This is a genomic window from Haloarcula salinisoli, assembly GCF_019599405.1.
Classification (GTDB): domain Archaea; phylum Halobacteriota; class Halobacteria; order Halobacteriales; family Haloarculaceae; genus Haloarcula; species Haloarcula salinisoli.
In genome coordinates this window covers 746570-757954 of sequence record NZ_RKLQ01000002.1, presented here as the reverse complement: position 1 = coordinate 757954, position 11385 = coordinate 746570, and the positions used below count along the sequence as shown (strand labels likewise).

General features: G+C 65.2%; 17 protein-coding genes. 5 read left to right on the top strand and 12 right to left on the bottom strand.

Features of this window, described 5'->3' with window-relative positions; genetic code table 11:
- Positions 1 to 401: 401 nt before the first annotated feature.
- The 4 genes from EGD98_RS13130 to rpl18a form a co-directional block, all read right to left on the bottom strand.
- Positions 402 to 1298, bottom strand: a complete 897-nt coding sequence (locus tag EGD98_RS13130) for a DUF4397 domain-containing protein (RefSeq protein WP_220588823.1) — start codon at positions 1296 to 1298, stop codon at positions 402 to 404.
- A 163-nt stretch (positions 1299 to 1461) separates the two neighbouring features.
- Positions 1462 to 2808 (bottom strand): signal recognition particle-docking protein FtsY, encoded by a 1347-nt coding sequence (gene ftsY, locus EGD98_RS13125; protein WP_220588822.1) that lies wholly within the window; start codon positions 2806 to 2808, stop codon positions 1462 to 1464.
- A 7-nt stretch (positions 2809 to 2815) separates the two neighbouring features.
- Positions 2816 to 3280, bottom strand: a complete 465-nt coding sequence (gene pfdA / locus EGD98_RS13120) for a prefoldin subunit alpha (protein ID WP_220588821.1) — start codon at positions 3278 to 3280, stop codon at positions 2816 to 2818.
- Complete coding sequence (gene rpl18a / locus EGD98_RS13115) at positions 3277 to 3450, bottom strand: 50S ribosomal protein L18Ae (protein WP_220588820.1); 174 nt, start codon at positions 3448 to 3450, stop codon at positions 3277 to 3279. Before rpl18a ends, pfdA begins: the two co-directional genes overlap by 4 nt.
- Before the next feature lie 134 nt (positions 3451 to 3584).
- Here rpl18a and EGD98_RS20810 point away from each other — a divergent pair, with 134 nt between their 5' ends.
- The gene (locus EGD98_RS20810) at positions 3585 to 3944 is read left to right on the top strand and encodes a DUF5658 family protein (RefSeq protein ID WP_220588819.1); all 360 of its coding nucleotides are present in this window, start codon (positions 3585 to 3587) and stop codon (positions 3942 to 3944) included.
- On the opposite strand, the gene EGD98_RS21035 is transcribed toward EGD98_RS20810, so the two are convergent.
- From EGD98_RS21035 to EGD98_RS13095, 4 genes are all read right to left on the bottom strand, one after another.
- A complete protein-coding gene (locus tag EGD98_RS21035; RefSeq protein WP_268899783.1) occupies positions 3941 to 4072 on the bottom strand; it encodes a hypothetical protein in 132 nt (43 codons plus the stop codon). The two genes, EGD98_RS20810 and EGD98_RS21035, sit on opposite strands and share 4 nt — an antisense overlap.
- Positions 4073 to 4250: 178 nt before the next feature.
- Complete coding sequence (locus tag EGD98_RS13105) at positions 4251 to 4916, bottom strand: translation initiation factor IF-6 (RefSeq protein WP_220588818.1); 666 nt, start codon at positions 4914 to 4916, stop codon at positions 4251 to 4253.
- 3 nt (positions 4917 to 4919) lie between these two features.
- Complete coding sequence (locus EGD98_RS13100) at positions 4920 to 5198, bottom strand: 50S ribosomal protein L31e (RefSeq protein ID WP_220588817.1); 279 nt, start codon at positions 5196 to 5198, stop codon at positions 4920 to 4922.
- Positions 5198 to 5350 carry a 50S ribosomal protein L39e gene (locus EGD98_RS13095; RefSeq protein WP_220588816.1) on the bottom strand — a complete coding sequence of 51 codons (153 nt, stop codon included), beginning with the start codon at positions 5348 to 5350 and terminating at the stop codon, positions 5198 to 5200. Before EGD98_RS13095 ends, EGD98_RS13100 begins: the two co-directional genes overlap by 1 nt.
- Before the next feature lie 139 nt (positions 5351 to 5489).
- Between EGD98_RS13095 and EGD98_RS13090 the strand changes: the two genes are divergently transcribed.
- Positions 5490 to 6005: a hypothetical protein gene (locus EGD98_RS13090; protein ID WP_328762925.1), complete on the top strand. Its 516-nt coding sequence runs from the start codon at positions 5490 to 5492 to the stop codon at positions 6003 to 6005.
- Here EGD98_RS13090 and EGD98_RS13085 read toward each other — a convergent pair.
- The 3 genes from EGD98_RS13085 to EGD98_RS13075 form a co-directional block, all read right to left on the bottom strand.
- On the bottom strand, positions 5998 to 6810 hold the full coding sequence (locus EGD98_RS13085; protein ID WP_220588815.1) for a ZIP family metal transporter: 813 nt from the start codon (positions 6808 to 6810) through the stop codon (positions 5998 to 6000). The two genes, EGD98_RS13090 and EGD98_RS13085, sit on opposite strands and share 8 nt — an antisense overlap.
- Before the next feature lie 81 nt (positions 6811 to 6891).
- Complete coding sequence (thpR, locus tag EGD98_RS13080) at positions 6892 to 7452, bottom strand: RNA 2',3'-cyclic phosphodiesterase (RefSeq protein WP_220588814.1); 561 nt, start codon at positions 7450 to 7452, stop codon at positions 6892 to 6894.
- 53 nt (positions 7453 to 7505) lie between these two features.
- A complete protein-coding gene (locus EGD98_RS13075) occupies positions 7506 to 8123 on the bottom strand; it encodes a hypothetical protein (RefSeq protein WP_220588813.1) in 618 nt (205 codons plus the stop codon).
- Between the two features lie 170 nt (positions 8124 to 8293).
- On the opposite strand from EGD98_RS13075, the gene EGD98_RS13070 reads away from it, so the two are divergent.
- Positions 8294 to 9025: a tetratricopeptide repeat protein gene (locus EGD98_RS13070; protein ID WP_220588812.1), complete on the top strand. Its 732-nt coding sequence runs from the start codon at positions 8294 to 8296 to the stop codon at positions 9023 to 9025.
- Positions 9022 to 9312 (top strand): DUF424 domain-containing protein, encoded by a 291-nt coding sequence (locus EGD98_RS13065; RefSeq protein ID WP_220588811.1) that lies wholly within the window; start codon positions 9022 to 9024, stop codon positions 9310 to 9312. The genes EGD98_RS13070 and EGD98_RS13065 overlap by 4 nt, the downstream gene beginning before the upstream one ends.
- Here the strand turns inward: EGD98_RS13065 and EGD98_RS13060 are convergent, their stop codons facing one another.
- Positions 9313 to 9831 (bottom strand): carbohydrate-binding protein, encoded by a 519-nt coding sequence (locus tag EGD98_RS13060; RefSeq protein ID WP_220588810.1) that lies wholly within the window; start codon positions 9829 to 9831, stop codon positions 9313 to 9315.
- A 232-nt stretch (positions 9832 to 10063) separates the two neighbouring features.
- Between EGD98_RS13060 and EGD98_RS13055 the strand changes: the two genes are divergently transcribed.
- Positions 10064 to 11311 (top strand): aminotransferase class V-fold PLP-dependent enzyme, encoded by a 1248-nt coding sequence (locus tag EGD98_RS13055; protein WP_220588809.1) that lies wholly within the window; start codon positions 10064 to 10066, stop codon positions 11309 to 11311.
- Positions 11312 to 11385 lie beyond the last annotated feature (74 nt).

The following is an 11385-nucleotide window of genomic DNA, read 5'->3' as shown; positions in this document are numbered from 1 at the left end:
AGCCGGAGAGCAGGGACCCGCGAGCAAGCGAGGGACTGAGCAGAGCGAAGTCCCTCGAAGCGGAACGGGGAGCGTAGCGAGACCGACCAGCGGGAGGTCTCGAAGCGAACCGGCGACCGCAGGGAGCCGGAGAGCAGGGACCCGCGAGCAAGCGAGGGACTGAGCAGAGCGAAGTCCCTCGAAGCGGAACGGGGAGCGTAGCGAGACCGACCAGCGGGAGGTCTCGAAGCGAACCGGCGACCGCAGGGAGCCAGAGAGCAGGGACCCGTAGAGCAAGCGAGGAATCGAACGCAGTGAGGTTCCTCGGAAAGAGCGAGCGGGGACACGGAAGGTGTCGTGACGGTTGACCCGGCACAGTCACGACGACAGCGCCCACGCGAGACTGGGCGACCGCTGTGGGGTCACATCCCGGACGAGGTGCCGGTGGGCGTCGCCGTCCCCGTGCCGGTCTCGGTCCCGCCGGTCATGCCGTCGGGTTCGGCGTCCGTCGCGACGACGAGCCGGGCCTCTGGCTGCCCGCCGGAGGGTTCGAGATACCCCGTCGCGAAGACGGTCTGGGCGGCCATGTCGGTCAGGTCGACGCTGAAGGTACCGACCGGCTCCTCGTCGTTGGCCAGGCTGTCCGGCCGGAGTTCGACGGTGCTGGTGTCCGAGGGGACCGTAACGTACTCCCCGGCGTCGCCGAACTCGACCATGTCGGCGATGACCGTCTCGCCGGAGGTGACGTCGACGGCGGGGGCGTCCGGAATCGTGTGGACGGCCCGGACGTTCGTGTTGCCGGTGTCCGCCGTGCCCGCGTCGTCGGTCAGCAGCGTCACGGTAAAGGCCTGATTCTGGCCCGACACTTCACCGATGGCCGCGGCCGTCTGGCGCCCGCTCGCCAGCGAGACGGTCTGGTCGAACACCGCCTCCGACCCGCCGGTCGGCGTCACGGTAATCTGGTGCTCCCCGGTGGTCAGCGACAGGTAGTCGCTCACCGTCTCGAACGGAACGTCCGTGAGGACGGCGGTACCGTCGACGGCGACGTCCACGTTCGGCGCGTCCGGCGCGAGGTGGGCGACCCGGAGCATCGCGTCGCCCCCCATCGGCGTCTCGGTCTCGTCCTCGGTCGCTTGCTCGGCCTCCGTTTCCGTGGGCTCGGCCGTCTCGGTGTCCGTCGACGCCATCTCGCCCGACTCGGTGCCGGTTTCGGTGGGCGTCCCGCTCTGCCCGCCACTGTTACTACAGCCGGCGAGGGCGACCAGCGCGCCGCCGGCGACTGTCAGTACACCGCGTCGAGTCTTGCTGTTCCGTTGCATCGATAGGCTCGTCTGCGCCAGGGCTTATGGTAAGAGACAGTATACGGTGGGTAAACCGGATTTTAATTCCAGGGAGACTCGCCGCTATCTGGTACAAATATAGACGCAGAGTGGCAGTATCCGGAAGCACAGCCGAGTAGCGTGCGATTAGGAGCCGACGCCCTCACTCGTCGAAGAGACTGTCGACGATGGCCTCGGGGTCGAAGGATTCGAGGTCGTCGTACCCCTGCCCGGTTCCGAGAAAGAGAATCGGCTTGCCGGTGACGTGGGCCACCGAGATGGCGGCCCCGCCCTGGGGGTCGGCGTCGGCTTTCGTGAGTATCGCGCCGTCTATCTCGGCCGCGTCGTCGAACTCGCGGGCGCGGTTGACCGCGTCCTGGCCGGCGACGGCCTCGTCGACGAACAGCGTCATGTCGGGGTCGATGTTACGGTCGATTTTGGCGAGCTGGGCCATCAGGTCGTCGGAGGTGTGGAGCCGGCCGGCCGTATCGCCAAGCACGACGTCCACGTCGTTGGCCTTCGCGTACTCGACGGCGTCGTAGACGACGGCCGTCGGGTCAGAGCCCTGCTCGTGGGTGATTATCTTCTTGCCCAGGTTCTGGGCGTGTTTCTCCAGTTGCTCGTTGGCACCGGCCCGGTAGGTGTCGCCGTTGGCAAGCACCGTCGAGAGACCACGGTCCTCGAAGTACTGCGAGAGCTTGGCGATGGTCGTGGTCTTCCCGACGCCGTTGACGCCGGTGAAGATGATGACCACGGGCTTGTCCGCCGTCTGGACCCGCTCGTCGAAGTCGAACTGCCCGACGCTGATGACGTCGAACAGCGCCTCTCGCAGGGCGTCCCGGACGAGATTGCCAGTACTGGACAGGCGCCGGCGCGTCTCCCCGGTGAGGTTCTCCTCGACGCCGGAGAGTATCTCGTTGGCGACGCTCATCTCGACGTCGGAAGAGAGCAAGGCGAGTTCGAGGTCGTCCAGATGGTTCTGGAGGTCCTCCTCCTCGATGACCGTCTTCCCCGTGGCCATGATCTTGGCCTTCTCGGTGAAGCTGCGACCGCCGTCGTCCCCGTCTTCTTCGTCGTCGGGTGCCAGGCTCGGAACGTCGTCGGTGTCCGCGTCAGCCTCGTCGTCCGCTGGGGCGTCCGCTTTGGCCGCTCCACCGTCGTCAGAGTCGGTGTCGGCTTCGACCGCCTCATCGGCAGCCTCGCCGTCGACTTCGTCGGTCTCGGAGACTGTTTCGGTGTCCGCCTCGGCAGTGTCGTCGACCGTTTCGGCTTCGGCGGCATCGGCTTCGGCGGCGTCGTCGCTATCGGCCGACTCTGTCTCGGCCGGTGATTCGTCTCCAGTGTCTTCCGCCGCTGTTTCGGGTTCCGATTCGGCCGCGACAGCGTCCTCGTCAGCTGCCTCCGCTTCGGCCGCATCGTCCTCGACGTCCTCTTCGACGGCCTCCTCGTCGACGTCTTCCTCGACGTCGCTGGTAAAGCCGCTGAGCTTGTCCTTCAGTCCATCGAACATGGGGACCTTACTCGTCGGACTGCTGCTCTTCCTGCTGTTGCATCATCTGCTGCATCTGCTGTTGCTGCATCTGCTGGGCCTGCTGTTCGAGCTCGTCCATCTCGCCTTCGACCTCGGCCTTGTCGTCCTGCAGTCCCTCGATGTGGTCGTCCAGGGTCTCCTTCTTGGCTTCGAGCGTGTCGACGGCGCCGTCCTGGTCGCGCTCTGCGGCGTAGCCGCCACCCAGGGAGACGACGATCTCGTCGATGTCGTCGACCGTCGCACGGACGTAGGCGTCGCCGCCGACGGGGACCTGCACGGTCGAGCCAGACTCCAGCACGTCGATGGCCTCGATGGCGTCGTCGATGTCGGATTGCTTCTCCTGCAGGCGCTCGACCTCCTCGTCGATAGCCTCCATCTCCTGTTCGAGCTGTTCGATCTCCTGCTGGAGCTGCTGCATACCGCCGCCGCCACCGCCACCGCCGCCCATCATGCTGCCACCTCGTCGATGGAAATCTGTGTGCGCTTGAGGTTGTGCTGGGAACCGAAGTTACTGTAGACGCGCTCGGTGGCGACGTCCTCGTTGGGCGCTTCGACCTCCTGTTCGAACTGCTGTGGCCCGTCGCGGGCCGGGAAACTACCGCGAACAGTGTACGTGCTCATACCCTCCGGTGCGGGCAGGACAGGGAAGTATCTTCCCCTTCAGTGTTTTTCCTCCCTCCCCCCGAAGTCGGGGACGGCAGTCGAATCGAGGGCAACAGTGCTTATGTCGGTGCCAACCCAGGGGAGAGACAACAGTGGGTCGAGACAGCCCGACGATGGGCGGCAGTGGCGAAGGATGGCTCCCGGGTGAGCGGCCGCTCTCGGAGTCACACACCGTTCTGTGGACGGTGGTCATCCTCTCGTCGCTGTTGGACATCGTGACAACCATGGTCGGTCTCGAACGGGGACTCGGAGAAGGAAATGTCGTCGCCCGGGCGTTCATCCAGACCTATGGGACGCCAGGCATCGGGCTGCTGAAGTTCAGCGCCCTGCTGGTCGTGGTCGTCGCGTGGGCCCGGTTCGACGGCCGCCGGGCCACGGCTGTCCTGCTGGGCTTCGCGCTGATATCGCTGGGCGTGGTCGCGCTGAACGCGATGACCCTGGCCACGCTCTAGCTTTCGGGTTCGTATATCATATCACCGCCACACATCGGGCAGGAGGTCCTGAGTACCTCCGTTGCGTACTCACACCGGCGACAGACGAGCGGCTTCGGTTTCGATACCGTTGGTTCTTTCTCTGACATGTATGACTGTTCATCTTCTATCATGATAAATATTCACATTGTGTGGAACGGTCCCGCCACAGGCGTCGCTCGCGGTCGGAAACGGAGCGTCGAAAAGATGCGGCGTATTAGCAGTTTTCCGGGAAGGGCAACCGAGGGGCCGGCGCAACCTGGAACGACGATACGACAGCCGGCAGAATCAGTCGATGTAGCCCAGCGTGGCGTCGATACGACCCAGCTCCGGCCCGGAGGTGTCGGTGCCACAGACGTAGCCCGAATCGTTGGCCACGAGTCCGGAGCCGACCAGCGGGCCGCCGTAGTTGACGGTGCCGATGTCGGCCGGGACGTCGAGCAGGTCCTCGAGTGCGTCGAGTTCGCCGTCGGTGGCTTTCGGATGGCAGAGCACGCCGCTGTCGGTGGCGACGGCGGCGGTCCCGACGGTGTTGACGCCGGCGATGACGCCACGTTCGACGGGGACGCCGAGCCCGTCCCGTACAGCCTGGACGGCCTCACGCGAGAGGTCGGGATGGACGTAGGCACCCGAGTCGTTACAGCAGACGACGTTGCCGGCGGCGTTGATGCGACCGGGCAACTCGGTGACGGAAACGTCGACGACGTCCTGGATGCGGTCGATTTCCCGCTCACGCACGCGGGAGGAGACGAGCAGCCCGTTGCTGTTGCCGGTCGCCAGCGCGCCGACCGTCGCGGAGTGGCCCACCGTCGTGGGGATGGCGGGCACGTCGAGTTCCTCGCCGATGTCCTCGACCAGCGATTCGTCTACGTCGGGGCGAACCAGCACGCAGTCGTCGGTCGCACGAGCGAAGACACCGACGTACGACGACCCGGAGAATGCCGCGCGGAGCAAGGGTTATTCCGCTGTCTCTGCCTCGACGACGGCCTCGCCCTCTTCCTCGAAGCGGGCGGCGCGCACGCGAAGCTTGCTCGGCGGGCTCGATTTGCCGCGGGCCCACGTCGCCTCGTTGATCGAGGGGTCGATACGGACGGCGTCCTCCTCGACGGAGAAGTGCTTGGCGAGATGCTCGCGGATGAGGTTCATCGCCTTGTCGGCCTTCTTGTGGTTCGCCTCGGCTCGGGCGTCGCGGAGCGGAATCGTGACGACACGCTCCTCGAAGTCACCGGCGCTCATTATTCGTCAGTGTCGCCCCGACGCCAGTGGCGCCGTTTGGGGTTGCGCTGGACTTCGCGGTCGGTCTTGAGCATGACCCAAGACGGGACGCGGCTGTTCTGGTTGTCGAGTTTGGCCAGACGCTTCTTCTTGGCCTTCGACTTCTTGCTCATGGTGTCGGACCTTCTGTGCCACGGCTTAAATTCCTTCCTTTTCCGCTCGCCGTCTCCTGCCCGACGAGATGGAGCTTTCGTTATCATGGTTGGTAAGCGGGCGCGTAGAGTTAAGTGCCGAAATCGGCACCTATCATCTGTGAACAGACGGTCCGTGCTACAGACGGTCGGGACGGGGATGGTCGTCGCCGGGTCCGGGTGCCTCGGCGGTGGCGGCGAGGTTATCGTGAGCGTCCAGCAGGACGTCACCGTCGACCCCGGGAACGCGTGGATGGAAAGAGAGATTCCGGACCTCTCGGACACCGGAGGCGCCATCGAGTACATCGTCCGAGCCGAACAGGCCTTCGACGTCTACTTCTTTAGCGACGAGTCCGCCTTCGAACAGTACAACGCGTACATCCAGGGCGACGACCCGGCGGCGACACCGCCGGGCAACAACGAGTTCAGTCAGGCGGCTGTACAGCGGGAGGGCGACGGGATGTACGAGGCGACCACCGACAACGACGGGAACCGCCAGTCCGTCGAATCGGCAGGCCCGTACTACTTCGCCGTCGACCACTCCAGCTACCGGATGGAGAACCGCGTCGAGAAGTTCGACGAGTCGCTGCAGGCCTTCGTGGACCTGAAAGTCATCAGGAAGCGCTCGCTCATATAAACGCGAGCGGGACCATCGCCAGCACGCCAGCGACGACACCGGTCAGCAGCTCCCGCTTGCCGCCGCCGGCGAGGTTCTGCCCGTACTCCAGGGCTTCGGGGACGAACTCGGTGACGACCAGATATATCATCGCCCCTGCCGCGAAACCAAAGCCGAAGGGGAGAAACTCCCGGGCCAGCGTCACGAAGTAGTAGGCGATGACGGCCCCGATGGGCTGGGGCAGCGAGGAGAAGACCGCCCACCACACCATCTTCGGCTCGCTGACGCCCAGCGACCGGAGCGGGATGGCGATGGCCGTCCCCTCGGGGATGTTGTGGATGGAGATGGCCACCGTCATGAACACCGCCAGCAGCGGGACCGCGACGCCGGCGACGGCGAGCGTCTCGCCTGCGTCGGCACCGCCCAGTCCGAGTTCGGCGAAGGAGACGCCGACGGCCACGCCCTCCGGGAAACTGTGGACCGTCAGGATGCCCAGAATGAGCACCAGCTTCTTGAAATCGGCCTGTTCGAACTTCTGTGGCCCGTGGTCGTACCCCTCCAGCACCTCGTGACCGACGACGACGAGGGCGACGCCGGTGAGCAGTCCCGGGACCAGGAGAATCGGCGACCCGTAGTTCAGCCCCTCCCGGACCAGCCCGAACAGCGACGCCGCCACCATGATACCGGAGGCGATACCCCACAGCAGGACGTTCCACCGGTCGGAGAACTCATCGACCAGGAAGAAAGGGGCGGCACCCAGCCCGGTCGCCAGCGCCGTCAGCAATCCCGCGACGAAGACGAAGGCGACGTTCTCGACGACGACCATGAAACGTCTACTGGACTCAGGGACATAACAATTATCATAAATCTGATTGTTTTTGGCCGACCTAGAGCCGATTTCTGGCCGTCAGAGCGGTATCGATTCGAGGGTCCGGTAGTGAGGGCCGTCCTCACGCAGAACGCTCTCGGTGAGCCGTATCTCCTCGACCCGGAGGCGGCCGACATCCGGGTCCTCGGTCTCGACGGTGTCCTGGACCAGCTCTTTCCCGCCGGCGTGGTCCATCCGTGCGATAGTGGCGTGGGGGGTAAAGTCGTGGTCCTCGGCGTCGAACCCCATCGCCGTGGTTCGGTCCTCGACGGCTTCGTGGAGCGCAGTCAGTTCGCGGTCCCCGTGGCCGTCGCAGACGCCGACCCAGACGACGCTGATGTAGTCGCGTGAGGGGAACACGCCCAGCCCGCCGAGTCGGGCCTCGAAGGGCTCGACGCCGCTGTCCGCGACAGCGCGCTCAAGTTCGGTCACGAGGTCGTCGATGCGCTCGGGGTCGGTGTCGCCCAGGAACTTCAGCGTGACGTGGGCCTGCTCCGGGTCGGTGAGCCGGAGGCCGCTGGCGTCCCCGAACCGTTGCTGGACGGCCCGGACCTCGTCGGCCAGCCCGTCGAGGTCGACGCTGACGAACAGTCGCTGCATACCCGACCAAGGGACCGCTCGCACTTCTGTGTTCGTCGTGGCGTCGACGGGCACTACGTGTCCTCAAGCGTGGACAGCCGGGTGTAGAGCTGTCCGACGACCTGCTCGAGTTCCTCGTCGTCCGAGTAGTACGTCGGCTCGTCGCCGACGGTGACGGCCATGGAGTCGGGACCGCTGTACCTGCTGGTGCGGACGACGACGGTGGTGGTCTCGAAGTAGAGCGTGGCGGTGAACGTCTCCTCGTAATCACTGACCACGGTGACGTTGTCGGGCTCTGTGGCCCGCTCGTCGTCCAGATTCCGGACGAGTCGCCGCGACCAGTTGGACGGTAACGTCACTTCGTGTGTCGTCCGGTTGTCACCGATATCACGCCGGAGTGTCGTCCGGGTCACCCCGACCGAGACGTTCCCCCGAACGGTCGTTGGCGGCGCCCCCATCACAGTCCGTTCTAGTCGCAGTTCCACGCGGTCGAGTGTCCCCGTCGTCAGGCCGCCGGCAGGTGTCTGGTTGGACGCCGGCGCGTCGGTCGGAGTCGGCGTGTCGGCCACAGCGGGTGTCGGGCTCGGCGAGTTGGTCGTGGTGGCTGTCCCGGTTCCGGGAGCGCCACCGCCCGAACAGCCGGCGACGACGAGTAGCAGGCCGGCGGCGATGGCAGCGGTCACACGTCGCATGTCGTTCACACCGCAGGGTTCGGAAAAATCCGTTCCGATGGGTGAAACGCCAGTTTGACCGAGAGAGGAGCGAGGGCCGGATGCCCCCTGACAGCGACACGCGGAACCGTAACGAACCACAGCGTCCGGGGGACGTAGCCCTTAACCCGCCTGACCGTCAATCGAGGGTAATGACAGACCGCGAGAGCGAGGACCACCAGTTCTCGGAAGGACAGGGGTTCGACGACCCCTACGAGGGGTTCGACCTCGAACCGCCGGAGTTCGAAGTTGACCCGGACAAGGTCGACCCCGTCGACTCACGAGTGCTGACGGATATGCTCGACCGACGTAACGTGACCTCGGACGCCGTCGAGCCCGAGAAGCTCCTCGACGTCGGGCTGGAGTATATGCACATCAACCGCCACGAACAGGCCGCCGAGACGTTCGAGCGGGTCGCCCAGTTCACCGAGGACGACCGGCTGAAACAGGAGGCCTGGACCAACAAGGGCGCGGCCCACGCCCAGCTGGAGGAGTGGGACGCCGCCATCGGGGCCTACAAGGAGGCGCTAAATTTCAACGAAGAGTCCGACCACGCCGCCACCGCCGAGACCAACCTCGCGTACGCGCTGTGGGAGTCGGGCCGCACCGAACAGGCCCTGGAACACGCCGAGCGAGCGGTCGAAATCGACCCCCGCTTTGGCGAAGCGTGGTACAACCGCGGCTTCTTCCTGCTGGAACGCGGGCTGGCCGAGGACGCCCTCGACGCGTTCGACAACGCGATTCGGCTGAGCTTCCGGAACGCCGACGTCCTCGAAGAGAAGGCACGCGCGCTCGAAGAGCTGGGCGAGTACGACAAGGCCGAGAAGCTGGCCGAGGAAGTCGAGGAGATGCGCGACGAGGCCGAACAGCAGCTGCTCGAATGATACTCAACGAACGCGAGACCGACGAGGGGCTGCTCGTCTCCGTCTGTGACGCCGAGGTCATGGGCGAGACCTTCGAGGACGGCCCCGTCTCGCTGACGGTCTCCGAGGAGTTCTACGGCGGCGAGACGGTCTCCGAATCTGAGGTCGTCGACAGCCTCGCGCGCTGTAGCGTCGCCAACATCGTCGGCACCGAGAGCGTGGACGTGGCCGTCGAGCACGGGTTCGTCGACGAGGAAAACGTCCTCGACGTGGACGGGACCCGTCACGCACAGCTGCTCTGGCTGTAGCTACCGCAACGCCAGCTGTTTGAGCTTCCAGCCGCCCTCGAAGACGACCAGCCGGATAGTGTGGGTTCCCCGAGGGAGCTCGATTTCGGTCGTGATTTCGTCCCAGGAGTACCAGCCACCGGTGGCGTCGAACTCGACCCGGCGGAGCGGGTCGTCGTCGACGACGATTCCGAGGTCGCCGCCGCCGAAGCTGTCGGCCGCAGCGACGTCGAGGGTCAGCTCGTAGCGGCCGGCCGCCTGGATGTAGACGTCGTAAGCGAGCCACTCGTCGCTGGCGAGCCAGTCGATATCCTCGTCGCCACGCAGCGGTGTGTCGACCGCGTTCCACCGGTCGGCGTGGTGGTACGCGTGGTACTCGCTGACGCGGATTGTGCCGGGCACCTCGTGGCGACCGACGCCGGGCTGTGCGTGGGTCCCGTTCGGGCGGAGCGAGCGGGCGCGCTGTCCCTTGTCGCGTTGAATCACGCCACCGTCGGGCTCTTTCACCGCGTCGGAACGGCGGTCGTCTGGGTTACCCATCGCTGCCGATACAATACAGCCACTCGGACAAAATATTTACCAATTTTTCAGCTGTTGATAAATGGACCCATGGGCGGGGCGAGTGTCCCAGCCGGCGGCCGGTTGCTCCGTCCCTGTGACTATCGCTCGTGATACGGCGTCCCCCCGGGGTCAGGGGAGATTTTCGGTCCACACGAACAGTGGTTTTGGTGAACCAAAAGAAAGTTCACTGCGCGTCCCTTTTTCGTAGCTAATGGAACAGACTAATGTCGAACCCCTCGACGTGGCGGCTATCCGCGAGGAGTATCCGATCCTCCAGCGGGAGTTCGGTGGCGAGCAGCTCGTCTATCTCGACAACGCCGCGACGACCCAGACCCCCGACCGGGTCGTCGACACCATCGCCCACTACTATCGCCACACGAACGCCAACGTCCACCGCGGGCTCCACCAGCTGAGCCAGGAGGCCTCCATCGCCTACGAGGAGGCCCACGACCGGGTCGCCGAATTCATCGGTGCGTCGGGCGGCCGTGAGGAAATCGTCTTCACGAAGAACACCACCGAGAGCGAGAACCTCGTCGCCTACGCCTGGGGCCTGAACGAACTCGGCCCCGAGGACGAGGTCGTCCTCACGGAGATGGAACACCACGCCTCGCTGGTCACGTGGCAGCAGATATGCAAGAAGACCGGCGCGACCTGTCGCTACATCGAGGTCGAGGACGACGGGACCCTAGATATGGACCACGCCCGCGAGCTCATCGGCGAGGACACCGCGATGGTCAGCGTCGTCCACGTCTCGAACACGCTCGGCACTGTGAATCCAGTCTCGGAACTGGCCGATATCGCCCACGACCACGACGCCTACATCTTCGTCGACGGCGCCCAGTCGGTCCCGAACCGGCCCGTGGACGTCGAAGCCATCGACGCGGACTTTCTGGCCTTCTCGGGCCACAAGATGGCCGGGCCGACCGGTATCGGCGTCCTCTACGGGAAGAAGCACATCCTCGAAGAGATGGAGCCGTATCTCTACGGCGGGATGATGATAAACAAGGTCACCTTCGAGGAGTCGACCTGGCACGAGCTGCCCTGGAAGTTCGAGGCCGGGACACCCGTCATCTGTCAGGGTATCGCGCTCGCGGAGGCCTGTGACTATCTGGACGACATCGGGATGGAAGCCATCCGCCGCCACGAGAACGAACTCGCCCAGTACGCCATCGAACAGCTCGAAGGCGAGGGCGATATCGACATCCTCGGCCCGCCCGCCGGCGTCGAACGCGGCGGCCTCGTCTCGTTCAACCTGAACTCCGTTCACGCCCACGACCTCTCCTCTATCCTCAACGACTCGGCCGTGGCGATTCGAGCGGGCGACCACTGCACCCAGCCGCTCCACGACAAGCTCGGCGTCCCCGCCTCCGCGCGAGCGTCCTTCTACGTGTACAACACGAAAGAAGAAGTGGACAAGCTCGTCGAGGCGATAGACGACGCTCGTCAGCTGTTTGCCTGACGAGTGTCGTCGCGATAGACGACGTACTGCGCGAACGAAGTGAGCGCAGTGCCAGCGAGACGAGTGCAACGAGC